Source organism: Methylibium sp. (genome assembly GCF_013817345.1).
Taxonomy (GTDB): Bacteria; Pseudomonadota; Gammaproteobacteria; order Burkholderiales; family Burkholderiaceae_C; genus Methylibium.
In genome coordinates, this window is sequence record NZ_JACDCW010000015.1 from 39,518 (window position 1) to 55,721 (window position 16,204).

General features: G+C 69.3%; 15 protein-coding genes. 10 read left to right on the forward strand and 5 right to left on the reverse strand.

Annotated features, from left to right (window positions below; genetic code table 11):
• Positions 1-317 precede the first annotated feature (317 nt).
• The gene (locus tag H0W40_RS04655; RefSeq protein ID WP_292443732.1) at positions 318-1,718 is read right to left on the reverse strand and encodes a sigma-54 dependent transcriptional regulator; all 1,401 of its coding nucleotides are present in this window, start codon (positions 1,716-1,718) and stop codon (positions 318-320) included.
• A gap of 423 nt (positions 1,719-2,141) precedes the next feature.
• Between H0W40_RS04655 and H0W40_RS04660 the strand changes: the two genes are divergently transcribed.
• Positions 2,142-2,411 carry a GlsB/YeaQ/YmgE family stress response membrane protein gene (locus H0W40_RS04660; RefSeq protein ID WP_292443760.1) on the forward strand — a complete coding sequence of 90 codons (270 nt, stop codon included), beginning with the start codon at positions 2,142-2,144 and terminating at the stop codon, positions 2,409-2,411.
• 113 nt (positions 2,412-2,524) lie between these two features.
• Here H0W40_RS04660 and H0W40_RS04665 read toward each other — a convergent pair whose 3' ends face one another.
• The gene (locus tag H0W40_RS04665) at positions 2,525-2,740 is read right to left on the reverse strand and encodes a hypothetical protein (protein ID WP_292443734.1); all 216 of its coding nucleotides are present in this window, start codon (positions 2,738-2,740) and stop codon (positions 2,525-2,527) included.
• Between H0W40_RS04665 and H0W40_RS04670 the strand changes: the two genes are divergently transcribed.
• The 4 genes from H0W40_RS04670 to H0W40_RS04685 all read left to right on the forward strand — a co-directional run bounded on the left by H0W40_RS04670 (position 2,721) and on the right by H0W40_RS04685 (position 5,042).
• A complete protein-coding gene (locus H0W40_RS04670) occupies positions 2,721-3,005 on the forward strand; it encodes a hypothetical protein (protein ID WP_292443736.1) in 285 nt (94 codons plus the stop codon). The genes H0W40_RS04665 and H0W40_RS04670 overlap by 20 nt on opposite strands.
• An 81-nt stretch (positions 3,006-3,086) precedes the next feature.
• Positions 3,087-3,584, forward strand: a complete 498-nt coding sequence (locus tag H0W40_RS04675) for a phage holin family protein (RefSeq protein ID WP_292443738.1) — start codon at positions 3,087-3,089, stop codon at positions 3,582-3,584.
• Positions 3,581-4,471 (forward strand): lipocalin family protein, encoded by an 891-nt coding sequence (locus H0W40_RS04680; protein WP_292443740.1) that lies wholly within the window; start codon positions 3,581-3,583, stop codon positions 4,469-4,471. The genes H0W40_RS04675 and H0W40_RS04680 overlap by 4 nt, the downstream gene beginning before the upstream one ends.
• A gap of 43 nt (positions 4,472-4,514) precedes the next feature.
• Entirely contained in the window at positions 4,515-5,042 is a 528-nt protein-coding gene (locus H0W40_RS04685; protein WP_292443742.1) for a DUF421 domain-containing protein, read from the forward strand.
• 59 nt (positions 5,043-5,101) lie between these two features.
• On the opposite strand, the gene H0W40_RS04690 is transcribed toward H0W40_RS04685, so the two are convergent.
• On the reverse strand, positions 5,102-5,488 hold the full coding sequence (locus H0W40_RS04690) for a hypothetical protein (RefSeq protein WP_292443744.1): 387 nt from the start codon (positions 5,486-5,488) through the stop codon (positions 5,102-5,104).
• A 200-nt stretch (positions 5,489-5,688) separates the two neighbouring features.
• Between H0W40_RS04690 and H0W40_RS04695 the strand changes: the two genes are divergently transcribed.
• A complete protein-coding gene (locus H0W40_RS04695) occupies positions 5,689-6,555 on the forward strand; it encodes a CAP domain-containing protein (protein ID WP_292443746.1) in 867 nt (288 codons plus the stop codon).
• Positions 6,556-6,638: 83 nt separating this feature from the next.
• Entirely contained in the window at positions 6,639-7,127 is a 489-nt protein-coding gene (locus H0W40_RS04700) for a hypothetical protein (RefSeq protein WP_292443747.1), read from the forward strand.
• Between the two features lie 285 nt (positions 7,128-7,412).
• Here the strand turns inward: H0W40_RS04700 and H0W40_RS04705 are convergent, their stop codons facing one another.
• Positions 7,413-10,397 carry an ATP-binding protein gene (locus tag H0W40_RS04705; protein ID WP_292443749.1) on the reverse strand — a complete coding sequence of 995 codons (2,985 nt, stop codon included), beginning with the start codon at positions 10,395-10,397 and terminating at the stop codon, positions 7,413-7,415.
• Between the two features lie 277 nt (positions 10,398-10,674).
• Between H0W40_RS04705 and H0W40_RS04710 the strand changes: the two genes are divergently transcribed.
• The gene (locus H0W40_RS04710; RefSeq protein WP_292443751.1) at positions 10,675-11,139 is read left to right on the forward strand and encodes a PRC-barrel domain-containing protein; all 465 of its coding nucleotides are present in this window, start codon (positions 10,675-10,677) and stop codon (positions 11,137-11,139) included.
• A 119-nt stretch (positions 11,140-11,258) separates the two neighbouring features.
• Positions 11,259-11,576: a hypothetical protein gene (locus H0W40_RS04715; RefSeq protein ID WP_292443753.1), complete on the forward strand. Its 318-nt coding sequence runs from the start codon at positions 11,259-11,261 to the stop codon at positions 11,574-11,576.
• A gap of 13 nt (positions 11,577-11,589) precedes the next feature.
• Here the strand turns inward: H0W40_RS04715 and H0W40_RS04720 are convergent, their stop codons facing one another.
• Positions 11,590-14,271 carry an ATP-binding protein gene (locus H0W40_RS04720; RefSeq protein WP_292443761.1) on the reverse strand — a complete coding sequence of 894 codons (2,682 nt, stop codon included), beginning with the start codon at positions 14,269-14,271 and terminating at the stop codon, positions 11,590-11,592.
• A 252-nt stretch (positions 14,272-14,523) separates the two neighbouring features.
• On the opposite strand from H0W40_RS04720, the gene H0W40_RS04725 reads away from it, so the two are divergent.
• Entirely contained in the window at positions 14,524-15,843 is a 1,320-nt protein-coding gene (locus H0W40_RS04725) for a glycosyltransferase family 1 protein (RefSeq protein ID WP_292443755.1), read from the forward strand.
• The last annotated feature ends 361 nt before the right edge of the window (positions 15,844-16,204 follow it).

Genomic DNA, 16,204 nt, shown 5'->3' on the forward strand with positions numbered 1-16,204 from the left:
ATGAGGGGGAGCCTGTCGCAGCGGTGCTCAGCCGTTTTTCTTTTGGACCACCGGTTTGTTGCAGAACGGCGCAAGCGGGGCAGGCGAGCGGCGAAACCGCTGCCGCCCTGCTAGGCGGACGCAAGAACGCCGGCCCGTCATTGCTGCCGTGCCGGCGCCGTTACCGGCAGTTGCTGCCGGCAGATTTACCGCCGTGGTCCGAATTGCGACGGGATGCGGTTCTTCCGCTCCTCGCCCCTTCGGGAAAGAACCGGGGCGCCGGGCGTTCCGACGAGCCCTCACCCCCGCTCTCTCCCTGAGGGAGAGGGAGCAAGCCCTCAGCGCTCGGGCGTCGCCTCGTCGCTGGACTCGTCTTCGCTGGCGTATTCCTTGAGCCGGTTGTAGAGCGTCTTCAGGCTCACCCCGAGAACGGCCGCGGTGCGCTCCTTGTGGTTGTTGAAGTGCGCCAAGGTCGCCAGGATCAGGAGCCGTTCCGCCGCGGCCAGCGAGGTGCCGAGCGGCAGGCGGATCGATGCCGCGCCGCCGATGTCCTGCACGGCGCCGCCGTTGCTGCCGGCGCCCGCCGACTCGTTGGGCAGCCATTCGTCGGTGATGGTTTCGGCCGCAGCCATGACGTAGGCGCGCTGCACCACGTTGCGCAGTTCGCGCACGTTGCCCGGCCAGCGGTAGCGCGACAGGCGCTGCAGCGCGGCTGGCGTGAAGCGCTTGTTCTGGCCTTCGCGCTGGCAGACCTCGTGGAGGAAATGCTCGGCAAGCAGCCCGACGTCTTCGCCGCGGTCGCGCAGCGGCGGCATGTCGATCGGGAACACGTTCAGCCGGTACATCAGGTCTTCGCGCAGCTTGCCCGAGGCCACGGCCTGGTCAGGCAGGCGGTTGGTGGCGGCAATGACGCGCACGTCGGACTGCTGGCTCGTCGTGGAGCCCACGCGCATGAAGGTGCCGGTCTCGAGCACGCGCAGCAGCTTGACCTGCAGGTCGAGCGGCATCTCGGTGATCTCGTCGAGGAAGAGGGTGCCGCCATGGGCTCGCTCGAAGAAGCCCTGGTGCTGGCGCTCGGCGCCCGTGAAGCTGCCTTTCTCGTGGCCGAAGATTTCGCTTTCGATAAGGTTGGGCGAGATGGCGCCGCAGTTCACCGCGAGGAAGGGGCGCTTGCGGCGCCGGCTCAGATCGTGCACCGTCTGCGCCACGACCTCCTTGCCCGTGCCGCTCTCGCCGGTGATGAACACCGACACCGCCGTGCCGGCCACGCGCGCTACCTGTTCGTAGATGCGCTGCATGGGCGCCGAGCGGCCCCAGAGCTGGCCGAAGTGGCCGGTCTTTTCCCACTCCTTGGTGAGTGTCTGCAGCTCGGCCTTTAGCGCCGAAGGCCGCATCACGCGCGACAGGATGCCCTGCAGCTGCTTGATGTTGACCGGCTTGATGAGGTAGTCGGCGGCGCCCAGGCGCAGCGCCTGAATCGAGGTCTCCAGGCTGGCGTGGCCGGTGATCAGCACAACTTCCGAGTGGGCGATCAGCTCGGCGTCCTCGAACAGTTCCATGCCGCTGCCGTCGGGCAACTGCAGGTCGAGCAGCACGATGTCGGGCTGCTGCAGCGCGATCTGGCGCCGCGCGTCGCGCAGCGTGTTGGCAGTCGCCACCGTGAAATCCTCGGTGGCGATCAGCGCGGCCATCATTTCGGCCGCGTCGGGCTCGTCTTCGACGATCAGGGCATGACTCAAGGTCTTTTTCCTCGGGGGCGGCGAGCAAGGAGGAGCATCTCGCTTGCCGCTTCGGCAAATGGGAACAGCGGGAGTTGCGCGGTTGCGATCCGGCCGGCTCGTGCTCGTCGTACTGCGCGGACGGCGACGGGCGCAAGCATGCCGGCCCGGTACGCGCGAGGCGCACCGGCACCCAGCAAGGATAGCGCGCGAAGCGCCTCGTTGCTGCAACAAGCACAAAACGGCAGCGAAGCGCCGGGCGCGCACCGCGCCCTCGCAAAGCGGCGCGCAATGTGCGATCCGCAGGGCACTGTGCCGGCTGTAGCGCCGGGATGGAGCGCTAACGAAGCGACCGTCGGCACAGTACTTGCCTCTGGGTCGCTGCGGAGCGCGTCGATTGGCGGTGCGACTCCCGATCAATCTCAACTCAAGGAGCTCACCATGATCAACCTCATCGTTTGGCTGATCGTCGGCGGCATCATCGGCTGGGTTGCCAGCATGATCATGCGCACGGACGGGCAACAAGGCATGTTCCTCAACGTCGTGGTCGGCATCGTCGGTGCGGCTCTGGGTGGCTGGCTTATTTCGCCGCTGCTCGGTTTGCCCTCCATCAACGATGGCGCCTTCAGCATCGGCGCGCTACTCGTCTCGCTGATCGGAGCGGTGATCCTGCTGGCCATCGTCAACCTGTTCCGCCGCGGCAGCGCCCGCTGATCACGCCCGAGCCGCCAGCCGCAAGGCTTGCGGCAAGACTTACTGTTGACTTCGCATCCAGTGCGAGCCGGCATGATCGGTTTCGCACTTCAAACACCCAACACATCAGGAGATCACATGGCCACCACCCAGACGCCGTTCCCCACTTCGTCCACGTCCCCGACGTCTTCCACTTCCTCCACCGGATCGACCCCTGGTAGCAGCAGCCTCACCGGGAGCAGCATCGGCAGCGGCTCCGGCGCCACAAGCAGCGGCTCGGGCGGCGGAGCGACGAGCGGCGCGGGCAGCAGCGGCAGCAGCAGCAACTCGATGGGCAATTCGGACAGCATGGGCCGCAACGAGCGCATGGAGCGCGTGGTTCAAAGCGCGCACCAGGCGGTCGATACGCTCGCCGCCAAGGCCGCTCCCCTGGTCGATCGCTTCAGCAACGGTATCGACGGCGCCAGCGGGCAGATGCACGACCGCGCGGACCAGCTCACCGCCATGCAGGAAGAGTGGGTCGAGAGCGCCCGTACCACGGTGCGCGAGCACCCGCTGGCTTCGCTGGCTGCCGCTGTCGCGGTCGGCATGTTGCTCAGCCGCCTGTCGCGTTAAACCGATGCGCGCCCGTTCACTTCACTCGAGGCTTCCCGCGGCCGCATCGCGCGCCCTGCGGGTGGCCGGACGGGCCGGGCCATGAGCGCGGCGCCGCCGGAGGCCGCGCGCAGCGGCGAGGGCGAGAGCGTGCTGCAGATGCTGCGCGCGCTCATCAAGGATCTGCCGGGGCTGGTCAGCGACCGGGTCCACCTGCTCTCGCTCGAGTTGAAACGCGCGGGCCTCGCGCTCGGCCAGATGATCGCCCTGGGCGTTGCTGCGGCGGTGCTCGGCTTCACCGCCTGGCTGGCCCTGTGGATCGGCCTGGCGGCAGCCGCGATCCATTTCGGCATGCCGTGGGGTTGGGCGTGGGTCATCGTGCTCGTGCTCAACCTAGGTGTTGCCTTCGTGCTCGTCCAACGCGCCCTTGCGCTCGTAAAGTTCCTCAAGCTGCCGGCGACCATGCGCCGCCTTACCGTGCCGCCCCCACCGCCCGCGCCGGCGCCGCCGGGTGCGAGTGCGAGTGCGCCGGCCTTTGTGCAGCCGGGTCCGACAAGCACTCCCATGACGCCCCAACCCGAACCGAGGCCGATGCCATGAACGCTGCCTCCGCCGACGCCGGGGTGCTCGACCTCGACGAACAAATCGATGCCGCCGAACTCGCCGTGATCGACCGCGACCGCCGCGTTCGTGATCGCACGCAGGGGGCGGTGAGGCGAGTCAAAGCTCATGCCGGACGCAGTGTCGCCATCGGCGTGGGCGCCGTGGCGGGGCTGTTTCTGCTGTTTCGCGGCGCCAAGCGGGGCAGCCGACCAGGATTGGCTCGCGCCGGCCTGGGCGCCGCAGCGCTGGCGGGCGCCACCCGTCGCCGGCCGATCATGTTCACGCGGCTGATGACGATGGCCTGGCCGTTGTTGCCGGTGTCGCTGCGCCAGCGGATCAGTCCGCAAATGCTGTCGTTGGTCAGCATCGGCCTGCCGCTTCTGGCCGGCTTGAAAGCCACCGCCTCCGCGCCCGATCCTTCCACCGCCACGAACCTCGACCTGCCTCGCTACACCGGCCGCTGGTTCGAGATCGCCCGCATGCCCTTGCGTAGCGAGGCCAAATGCGAGAGCGACGTGTCGGCCACCTACCTGCTGAACAACGACGGCATCGCGGTCATCAACCAGTGCCTGCGCGAAGACGGCAGCGCGGCAGTGGTGCAGGGCGAGGCTCGCATGACCGACCCCGACGATCCTGCCAAGCTCGAGGTGAGCTTCGCGCCGGAGTGGATGCGTTTTCTGCCTTTCGTGTGGGCCGACTACTGGATCCTGCACGTCGATGCCGACTACGAAAGCGCTTTGGTGGGCACGCCCGACCGCAAGCACCTGTGGCTGCTCTCGCGAGCGCCGTTTCTGGCGGGCGAGCGCTACCAGCGCCTGGTCGATCACGCACGGCTCAAGGGTTACGACTCCGACCGGCTGACTCTCACACGGCAGCAAGGCTGAGCCCCGTTCAGCGGCGGATCTCCATCGCCGCTGAGTTGCCGTGATGGCCCTCGACATCGCCGAGCTGTTTAGCCTGTCGGTCCCACCGCTCGAACTGATGATTCGCGGCAGCGCGATGTACTGGTTCCTGTTCGTGCTGTTTCGCTTCGTGATGCGCCGCGACGTCGGCTCGATCGGCATCGCCGACGTGCTGCTGCTCGTGCTGATTGCCGACGCCGCTCAGAACGCGATGGCCGGCGGCTACGAATCGATCACCGACGGCTTCATCCTTGTGGCCACCATCGCAGGCTGGAACTACCTGCTCGACTGGGCGGCTTTTCGCTTCGACCGTGTGCGCAGCATTGTCGAGCCGTCGCCTCTGCTGCTCGTGCGCGACGGGCAATTGCAGGGCCGCAACTTGCGCCGCGAGCGGCTGTCGGTGGAAGAGCTGAAGTCAGAACTGCGGCGGCAAGGCATGGAGGATTGGTCTGGTGTGAAGAAGGCCTTCATGGAAAGCGACGGGCAGATAAGCGTCATCAAGTTGAAATCGGGCGAATCGCAAAAACCGCGCAAAAGGCCGCCGACGCTCTAGCGAGGCCTGCACCGATGAGACAAGCAGTGAGCGAGGCGTGCTAGCTCACCGCCTTGCTCTTACTGCTTCGGTGTATTCGGCGAGCCGCCCGCCGGCCGTCTCAGGCCGGTGCGGTTGGAATCGTCCTCCTGAGCCGAGGCGCCACCCGTCTGCAGGCCGGATTGCCCGCCCGGTTGCTGCTGCTTCCCGGCTTGGCCGCCTCGTCCGGCGGGGTTGTCTTGCTGCAGGTCCTGCTGACCTTGCCCACTCGTACCGCTGACGTCCTGCTGCCGGCTGCCGCTTTGCATGCCCTGCTTTTGCTGACCGCTCTGGCCGGTCTGGCTGTCGCCCTGCTGCATTGCGCCGGCCCGGCCGGCCTCGCCGCCTTCGCGCCCGGAGCCTTGTCCGGACTGGTCTTGCTGACCGCTTTGCGGGTTGGACGACGGGGTGTTCTTGGACTGGTTCATCGGGACCTCCTTTTGAAAGGTGAGCGTGCGAGCCGTTCAGCCGCACTGCAGCGAAAGTGGCAAGGTGCATACCCGACACCGGGCGCGCGGCGTGCTTGGCTGTGCGCATTGCCGATGGCGAAAAGCATCCGAACATGGCTTCACCGAACTCCGCGCGCTGCAGCTCGTCCATTCCCGGGCAATCATGCCGGCGCAGCTTCATGCGGCCTATGTGGAAGCGGGCTGAAGCGCTGGCGGTCGCCGCCTTGTGCTTCGGCGCCGGCGTCTCCGCCGCGGCGGCGCAAGCTCAGGATGCAGGCGCGCTGGTCGGCCTCATCAATGCCCATCGCAGTTCGCCGCAGGACTGCGAAGGCCAGCGCACCGCCATGGCCGGACCGCTGGCTCCCGCACCCGTGCTGGCCAGCGTGCCCGCGAGCGCGGGGGCCGAGTTGCAGGATGCGTTGAAAGCGGCGGGGTATGCCGCGTCCCGGTCGGTGCTGATCACGCTGGCCGGGCCGGGCGATGCGCAGGCGGCCATGAGGCTGCTCGAGCAGCGCTACTGCAGCGTCTTGTCGAGCCCGCTGTATTCGGAGATCGGGGTTGCGCGCGAGGGCCCGCGCTGGCGCGTCGTGCTCGCGCAGCCGGTCTTGTCGCCGGATCTGGGTGACTGGCGAGCGGCAGGACGGCGCATCCTCGAACTCGTCAACGACGCGCGTGCCGAGCCGCGGGTCTGCGGGGATGAGCGCTTCGAGGCGGCGGCGCCCGTGCAATGGAACGCGGAGCTCGCGGCGGCATCGTTGGCCCACAGCCGCGACATGGCCAGCCGCAATTATTTCGCGCACGAAGGCCAGGGCGGCACGCAGGTCGGCGACCGGGCCCGGCGTGAAGGCTATGGCTGGCGCGCCGTCGGCGAAAACATCGCTGCCGGGCAGGGGTCGCCCGGGCAGGTGATGGCCAGCTGGCTTGCGAGCCCGGGCCACTGCAGCAACATCATGAGCGGCCGTTTTACCGAGATGGGCGCCGCGTATGCCGTCGAGCCGGCCAGCGCCGCGACCATCTACTGGACGCAGGCGTTCGGGGCGAGATAGCGCGCCGGCATATCGCTTGCCGCAAGGGGTTCGCCGGGGCGAGCAACGTCCGCAGCCGGGACCACTCACAAGGAGCAGTTCACATGGCCACCAGCAGCCTGCTCGGCACCACCCGGGCCCCTTCCACACCCCGCGGCCACGACGCGGCCGACCTCGGCCCCAGCGACACCTCCGACAGCGGCAGCGATGTGGCCGGCCTCGGCGATCTGGACGAGGGCGATCCCGGCGTGCCCGTCGATGTAGCAACCGATCCGGACAGCCGGCGTTCGGACACCGTGGCCGATGCGTTCTCGCCTGGCGCCGACAGCGATCACACAGGCACAGGCGAGCGGCGCAGTGCGGCGGGCGATGCCGGCCGGCGCGAGGCGGCCGACATCGCGCCCGACAGCATCGTCAGCGATCCGGGTGGCATGACCGGGGAGAGCAGTGCGCACGAAGACCTGCTCGCCGACGGCAGCGCCCGTCGCGGCGAGGGCGATGACCTGGATCTTCTGGCGGCGGATGCGCAAGACGAAGACGAGGACGGCGTGGACGATGCGGAGGACGAGGATTCCGGCCGGCTCTCGCCCTAGCGCAAAGGCGTGACAAGCGCCGTCGCGCTGCCGATGCCGCTCGACGCGCCGGTGGTCACGACGACCCGTTTGCCGAAATCTTCATCGGGTGCGGCTTGGTCCAGTGATCGAGATAAGGCGAGCCGGGCGCTCGGCGCGCCCCGGCGATTCCATTGCGTTGAGAGCGAGCTCGGTGGCCGTGCCCAGCACCAGGTGAGCCACCAGACCGCGCGCGTGCGCCTGCCACGGGTATGCCTTCGACTTGGCCGAAAGGCCCGCGACCGCGTCGATGATCTCGTCTTGTGCTCAGCCGTGCACCAGCAACTTGCGCAAGGCCTCCGCATCCACCGGCTTGACCAGGTGCGCGTCGAACCCGGCCTTCAGCGCCTGCTCCACGTCGCTGCCCTGGCCGTAGCCCGACACGGCGATCATCTGTCCGGCGTAACCGCCAGCGCGGCTGCGCAGGGCGACTTCGAAGCCGGTCAGTCGGGGCAGGCCGATGTCGACGATGGCGACGTCGGGCCTTTCGTCGAGCACCACCGCCAGGCCTTGCTCGCCGTCGCGCGCAGTGGAGATGGTGTGACCGTCGAGCTCGAGCAGACCGCGCAGTGCTTCGAGCGCATCCTCGTTGTCTTCCACCACCACGATGCGACGCCGCCGCGAGGGTGGCAGCGCAGCACTCGGGGCGGCTCGCACGGGCGCGGCGATGCCCGGCAGGCGAACGCGGAACACGCTGCCGTCGGGCGAGCTTTCCGCTTCGATGCGGCCTTCGTGTAGTTCGACCAACCGGCGCACGAGCGTCAGGCCCACGCCGAGCCCGCCTGCGCGGCGGTCGAGCGAACGTTCGCCCTGCACGAACAGGTCGAAGATGCGCGGCAACAGCTCCGCCGGAATGCCGACGCCGGTGTCGCGCACTTCGAGCAGCGCCACGTCGCCTTCGACCCGCACGCCGACCTCGATGCGCCCGCCGGTGGGCGTGTACTTCGCAGCGTTGGTGAGCAGGTTGCTGATCACCTGCTCGATGCGCGTGGCATCGGCGAGCGTCCAGGCCTCCTGCAGGTCGAGCTGCAGATCGTGCTTCTCGAAAACGCCGCTCATCTGCAGCGTGGCGACCTGCCTTTGCACCAGCGTGCACAGGTCCATGGCGTGTTTGGACAGCAGGATCTTGCCGGAGATGACGCGCCCCACGTCGAGCAGATCGTCGAGCAGGCGGGCCAGGTGGCGGGTCTGGCGCTCGATGATGTTGCGCGCGTTCACGCCCACCTCGCTGCCCGCGTCCACGCGGTTGAGCAGTTCGACCGCCGAGCCGATGGCGCTCATCGGGTTGCGCAGTTCATGGCCGAGCATGGCGAGGAATTCGTCTTTCGCGCGGCTGGCCTGCTCGGCCAGCAGGCGCGCGGCGCGCTCGCTCTCGATGAGCAGCGCCCGCTCGCGCTCGGCGTCCTTCTGGTCGGTCATGTCCACGCTCACGCCGACCATCTGTTCGGGCCGGCCGCGGCTGTCGTAGCTCATCAGCAGGCGGCTCGACAGCCAGCGCAAATGGCCGCCGGGCAGCGCGACGCGGAATTCGACCGTCTCGTTCTCCTGCTTCGCGGCGAGCATCGCGCGCAGCGTGTCCTGCACCGGGCCGCGGTCTTCGGCGTCGATGCGCTGCACCCAGTCGCCCAGGCTGCTTTCGAAAGGCGGCGTCTTGTCCAGGCCGAACAGCATCGCCTGCCCGGGCGTCCAGGCCAGGGCGTCGCGTTCGAACTCGTAGTGGAAGAAGCCGACATGGCCCGCTTCCTGGGCCAGATCGACCAGGCGCTGGCTCTCGCGCAGGCGCCGGTCGGCTTCCATCAGGCGCGCCTCGGCGCGCATGCGCTCGGTGATGTCGACCACCGCTCCGATGGCGCCGCGTGGGCGTCCCTGGGCATCGAGCAGCGGCAAGGCGTGCGCGATCACGAACCGGGGCTCGGCCCCTTCGATGCGGATCTCGAGTTCGCAGTCGCTGATCGTGCTGCCTTCGGCGGCCGCCACCTGCAGTGGCTGCTCGGCGTGGCCGAGCAGGCGGCCTTGCTGCAGCACCTGCACCGCGGCGGCCTGCGGCGCCGTCGAGTCGCCGAACAGCCGGCTCATCGCGGCGTTGTGAAGCACCACGCGGCATTGCGGGTCCTGCGCGAAGGCCAGCCCGACGGGGCTGCTCTCGAACAAGGTCTCGAACTCGTCGGCCTTGGCGCGCAGCCGGTCGCGGGCCAGAGCGTCCTGCGCCTTCGCGAACAGCAGCGAATCGCGCAGCTGCGCGATCTCGCGCACGGCAATCGGCTCGAAAGGCGTTGCCGCGCCATGGCTGACCAGCCGGTGCAGCGGCCGTGTCATGCGCCGCGCCAGGAGCAAGGCCAGCCCGATGCCCAGCATCAGGCAGACCAGGGCGATGGCGATGGCCGTGTTCAGCGCCTCGCGGTGAGTGCGGTCGAGCGGCTCGGCGCGCACGGCGACGCTCACTCCCCAGCGCGCGAGCTGCACCTGGCGCCAGGCGGCATAGGCTTCGCCGCCGTTCAGCATGGCCACGCGCTTCACCCCGGAGAGCTTGCTGCGCATGGTGGCCGCCGTGCCGGCCGGCAGCGGCTTGCCGACGCTGGTGCTCGGCGAGAGCGTGCGGGCGATCAGCCGGTTGTTGCGGTCGAACAGGTTGGTGAAGCTGCCGACCGTGCCGCTGCCGGTTTCGATGAGTTGCTGCCAGACCGCCGCGTCGATCCACGCGCCGAGCACGTAGCGGGGTGCGCCGTTCACCAGGACCGGCACTTCGATGGCGGTTGCATTGGCGCCCGGGAAGCGCCCGGTCACGAGGTTGGAGATCTGAGCTTCGCGGGCTTGCAGCACGCGCTCCAGGCCAAGCGGGTCGGCTTGGCGTTGGTCCGGGCGCAGGGCCGGCTCTCGCGTATCGAACAGAAGGGCGCCCTCGCGGTCGATGAGGTAGATGCTCATCCAGCCCGGCCGCTGCTGCGGATGCGTGGCAACGGTGCGCTGGAACTGCGCCACGTCGCCGCGTTGCAGGGCGTCGGAATGACCGAGGCTCTCCAGCGCATCGACCGATGCGGCGAGCTCGCGCTCGACAGCGTCGGCCACCGAGTGCGCCGCGAGCTTCAGTTCGTCGTTGACGCGCTCCTGCGCTGTGTGCGCCGTCTTGGCGAGCTGCCAGGCCATCAGTCCGGTGATCGGCAGCGTGGCGAGCAGAACCACCGCCACGAGCCAGATGCCGAGCGATGCGGTGGGCCAGCGGAGTTTGAATCGGTCGGGCCGTGGGAACGTCATGTCGGGCCATAGGCAAGAAAAGCACCCGAAGCTGGAAATGGGTGGCATGCCGAACCAGCCGAACCCACGCCTCGGTTCGCTGCTGCACGCCGGCGCGGCGAAACCCGCAGCATCGGTGGGCTGACGTACGGGAATGCAGATTGCTGAGGCTTCTTGAAACGGTGCGGCGAGACGCGCGCCTTGTCATCCTGGAGCTCTCCATGAATCCTTCGCCTGTCGACACAAGACCCGATCGAAGAGGGCCGGGCCGTGCTGCGCCGGCTTGCCGAGCGTGGCCGTGAGCCGCTTCGGCATCGCCCGACCACTGCTGGCGATGGCGATGGCGACCACATCGAGCCCGCAAACCGACCGCGCCCACGGTGCGGCGCGGTCGCCGCAGCGGCCCAACGGCCCTGGTGAGCGTCTGATGAGCGCAGGCACGCTGTGCGGCGACCGGGTCGTCAACCGCGGCGGCGAACTGCTCGGCACGGTGAGCGAACTGCTGCTCGACGTCGACCGCGGCTGCATCGCCTACGTGGTCATGGCCTATGGCGGTTTCATGGGCTTGGGCGAGCGCCTGTTCGCGCTGCCATGGAGCGCGCTCGAACTGAACGTCGAACGCGGCTGGCTGATCCTCGACGCCGAGCGTTCGACTTTCGACACCGCCCCGGCCTTCGACAAGCAACACTGGCCCAGCACGCCCGATGCTCAGTGGCACCGTGACGTGCATCGCCACTACGGATCGATACCGTACTGGGATTGATGGGCGGGCGCCCGATGGCTACTGGGGGGCCTCACGCACCCGCCAGCGGTGTGTCGCGCCACCGACGCCGGCGCCCGGGCGTGCCATGCTGGAGCCCGCTCGAACTTCGGAAAGATTCCATGCGCAATCGCAAACTCGCCATCACCATGGCGCTGGGCGCCCTGGCCGCCGGCTGCTACGCCGGCTTTCGCCGCTCGCAGGCGCTCTCGTCGCGCCCGGCCGCCAAACCCGAACACTTGCAGACTTGGGAAGGCGAGGGCGGCGGCGTGCCGGTCGATGCCCACCACATCGCCTCGCAGGTAGAGCCGCAGGAGCGGCCCGGCTATCGCGAAGACACGGCGCCTGGCCCCGCAGACGGCAGCCCGGCGAGCCTGCGCGACAGCAGCACGGCCACGGCGCTCGGCGATGCGGCCTCCCGCAACAGCGCATTGCGCTGATTCCCGAGCCGCTTCATTCGCACCGAACTCCGCCCGCTGAAGAGCCGCGGCCTGCCGCGATGAGGTGCAGCAGCCGGTCGGCATCGGCCGGCTTCGCGAGGTGCGCATCGAAGCCGGCCTGCAGCGCCTTGCGCATGTCCTCGTCCTGGCCGTAGCCCGTCAGGGCGATCAACAGCATGTCGCCGCCGGCGTCGCTGGCGCGGATCTGCCGGGCCACGTCGTGCCCATCGAGGCCGGGCAGGCCGATGTCCACCAGCGCCGCGTCCGGGCGCAGCGCGCACGCCGCGGCCACGCCATTGACGCCGTCGGCGCGCTGCAGCACCTCGTGGCCCGCCAGCTCGAGCGTGGCGGCGAGCATTTCGCGGGCGTCGTCGTTGTCCTCGATGACCAGCACGCGGCGCGGTCCGGACACGGGTGGCGATGCCGGTTCCGGCGTGCGGTGCAGCGCGCCGATGCGCGGCAGCCGCACCGTGAACGTGCTGCCGCAGTCCGGGCCGGCGCTGGCCGCCCGGCAACTGCCGCCGTGCAGATCGACCAGCCGGCGCACGAGGGTCAGGCCGATGCCCAGGCCGCCCTGGCGCCGCTCGATGCCGCGCTCGCCCTGCACGAACAGGTCGAAGACGCGCTCCAGCATGGCCGGTGCGATGCCGATGCCGGAATCGGCCACCGTCAGCACCGCTTCGGCGTTCTCGGCGGCGAGCGCGATGCGCACGCTGCCGCCGGCCGGCGTGTAGCGCAGGGCATTGGTTAGCAGGTTGCTCACCACCTGCTCGAGCCGCGTCTCGTCGCCATCGACCCACACCGGCTCAAGCTCGACGCTCAGCCGGTGCTGCTCGGCCCGGCCGTCGGCGCCGACCACCGCGACGGTGCGCCGCACGAGTTCGGCCAGATCGAGCGGCGAACGTGCCACGATGATCTTGCCGGTGGCCACGCGGCCGGCGTCGAGCAGGTCGTCGACCAGGCGCGCGAGGTGGTCGACCTGGCGCCTGATCACGCCGCGCGCCCGCTCGGCGTGTTCGCCGCCGGGTTCCCGCTCCAGCAGGTGCGAGGCGTTGCCTATGGCGCTGAGCGGGTTGCGCAGCTCATGGCCCAGCATGGCGAGGAACTCGTCCTTGGCGCGATTGGCTTCCTCGGCGTCGGTGCGCGCGTGCTGCTCGCGTTCCAGGAGCTCGCGCCGCGCCGCCTCGGCTTCCTTCTGGGCGGTGATGTCGCGCACCTCGACGATGGTGCCGACGGCCACGCCGTTCTCGTCGTCCTGGTGGATGGGGCTGGCCGTGTAGGCCACGGGGTAGAAGCGCCCGCTCTTGTGGATGAAACAGTCCTCGCCCTGCTGCCGGTCGTTCAGCGGCATGGCGCGATCGATCGGGCACTCTTCGATCGGGTAAGGGCGCCCATCGGCATGGCTGTGGTGGATGACTTCGTGCAGCGGGCGGCCGGTCAGCTCGACGAGCGTAAAGCCGCTCATCTGCTCGGCGGCCGGGTTCATGAACGTGCAGTGCTGGCGGGTGTCCATCACGAACAAGGCGACGGTGGCGTTGCCGGTGATGGCGAGGAGTCGCTGGCGCGTTTCTTCCCTGTCGAGGGCGGCTTGCGCTGCGCTCGCGAAGGCGCGCTCGAGTTCGGCCACTTCGCGCACCGGCGTGCCGGTGTCGATGCCGTGGCCTTCCGGGTGGCCTTCTTCGTGGCCTGACTCACCGAGGTGGCGCGCCGCGTGGGCCAGCTCGGCGATCGGCTGGGCGAGCCGCCGGCCAAACAGGGTGGCCAGCATCACCGCCAGCAGCAAGGCGGCAACGGCGCCGAGCGCCACGAAGCCCATCGCTCGCGTGGCCGCGCGGTCCACCTGCCCCTCGGGGATGCCGATGGCGACCGTCCAGCCGCTCACCGAAGAGCGGTTGAAGGGCGTGTACATGCTGATGCCTTCGCGCGTGCGGCCGAGGAACCAGCCTTCCGAGCCGCGGTCGAGCGCGGCCTGCATCGTCGGTGCGGCCGGCCGTCCCACGCTGGCGGGTGCGTCGGTCGTGCGTGCGACGATGCGCCGGCTGCCGTCGAACACGGCCCCGATCCAGTCCGCAGGCAGGCGCTGCGCCTGTAGAAGCTGAGTGATCGCCTCCGGCCGCACGACCGCGCTCAGCACGTATTCGACCCGGCCGTCGCGCAGCACCGGCACGCGCACGGGAAAGTCGATCTGTCGGGTCAGATTGCCGAACACGGTGTCGCCGACCGCTGGACGGCCGGTCGCAAGCACGCGGTCGAAGCTGCTGCGTTCCGCGATCGACGGCAGATCGCTCGGATAAGGACGCAGCACATTGATGATCTGCTGGCCGGAAGGGGGCGCGAGGTTCACTGTGAGCCAGTCGGGCCGGCTGGCAGCGACCCGAGCCGCCTGGTCGTGGAAGGCCTGCAGATTGCCGGCGTCGATGTGCGCCGATTGCGCCAGCCCGGCCAGCACCGAAATCGAGCTGCGGAGTTCGGCGTCGACGGCGGTCACCAGCGCCAGGGTGCGATCACGCGCCCCGCGCTCAAAGGTCTGCTTGGCGTGCTGCGCAAACAAGAGCGCGCCGAGGACGGCCAGCGCGATCACCGGCAGCAAGGTGGCCAGGGTGAGCCGAACGAGGTGCGAGCGAAGCGTGATCGCGCGCGGCACGGCGAGCGGCCGGCTGCCTTCGGCTGCGGCGGATCGCTGCTTCTCCGTCATCAAGGTGTCCCCTCCGGTGCGGTGGATTCGAACCGCGTCTTGTGTTCGGTGACTCTGCCACAGCTTGCGCTGGCTCTGGCGCCCTCACGGCAGCTTTTGCCGCCCGGCAAACGAAGTTGCCGCAAGCCGCCCGGCGCGGCCGGGCGCGGTCGAAGGCGGCGAGCCGAGAAGCGCTTCTCGCGCCGGCGGGCGAGAAGCGCTTCGGCACGCGGCTTGCCGAACGCTGCTCATCAAACTTCGGCGACTCTCACCATGTGCCCAGAGCCCCTGCGCATTGCGCTGATCAGCGAACACGCGTCGCCTCTGGCGACGGTTGGCAGCGTCGATGCCGGCGGTCAGAACATCTACGTGGCCAACGTCGCCCGCTGCTTGGCCGGCGCCGGGCACCAGGTCGACGTGTTCACGCGGCGCGACGACCCGCAACTGCCCAGCACGGTGGACGTGCGTTCGGGCCTGCGCGTGTTGCACATCGACGCGGGGCCGGCCGCTTTCGTGCCCAAGGAAGAGCTGCTCCCGCACATGCCGTCGTTCACCGGCTCGGCGCGCCGGCTCGTGCAGCACAGCGCGCGCTACGACGTGGTGCATGCCAACTTCTTCATGTCGGGCCTCGTGGGAATGCGCCTGAAGGAGTTGTTCGGCCTGCCGCTGGTCATGACGTTTCATGCGCTGGGGCTGGTGCGCCGCGAGCATCAGAAGGCGGCCGACGCTTTCCCGCCGGCGCGCATCGCCATCGAAAAACGCATCGTGCGGCGCGCCGACCGCGTCATCGCCGAATGCCCGCAGGACGAGGCCGATCTGGTGCGGCTGTACGGCGCGCACCCGCGCGCCATCTCGACCGTGCCTTGCGGGGTCGATCTGACCGAGTTTTCGCCGGGCTCCAAGGCAGCCGCGCGCCGTGCACTGGGACTGAGCGACGACGAATTCGTGGTGCTGCAGCTTGGCCGGCTGGTGCCGCGCAAAGGCATTGACAACGTGATTCGCTCGATGGCGCTGCTGCCCCCTGAAATGCGGGTGCGGCTGCTCGTGGTGGGCGGCGAATCGCGCGACCCCGACGACCGCAAGACGCCGGAGATCGCCCGGCTGCGCGGCGTGGCAGACGAGTGCGGCGTGACGGACCGCGTCACGTTCACCGGCCAGCGGCGGCGCGACGAACTGGCCAACTATTACGCTGCCGCCGACGTGTTCGTGACCACGCCGTGGTACGAGCCCTTCGGCATCACCCCGCTCGAAGCCATGGCCTGCGGCACGCCGGTGGTGGGCAGTGCGGTCGGCGGCATACAGCATTCCGTGGCCGACGGCGTGACCGGCTACCTGGTGCCGCCCAAGGACCCTCAGGCCCTGGCCGAGCGGCTGGTGCATCTGCATGCCAACCCGGCGCTGGCGCAGGCGCTGGGTCGTGCCGGCATCCGCCGCGTGCGCTCCCTGTTTACCTGGGAGCGGGTGGCCCGCGAACTGGCGGAGGTGTATGCGGCCGTGGCGCCGAAGAACGTGGAACCCGCCCGCGCTGCGCGGGTGTTGAGCCTGGTGCGTCGTTCGGCGCTGCCGGCGGGACAGGCGCAGGTGCATGCCTGAGATGAAACGACTGTCTGTTCTCGGCTCGTTGGGGGCCGTCAGTCCGCAATGTCATGCGGTTGTTTGGCGTGATGAGCAAAGCCGCGGGCGGGCGGCGGGCTTCGCTTCAGTGCGGCGGTCGGCCCTGCGGGCCGACTGCGCTGTGCTGCTCGGGCTCGTGGCTGCGTCGCAGAACTCGCTGCGTTCGCTTTGCTCACTGCGCTCAAACAACTGCGACGAGTCAGATCACGAAGCGCGCTGCGCGCGCAGCCACGAGCCCTGCGCTGCTCGCCGCCGCACAGGCGCTGCGCCCGCCGCCCGCCCGCGGCTTTGCTCAGGCAGCGCTCGCTCTCTATGGAGAGGAGACGGAGCAAGGCAGGCT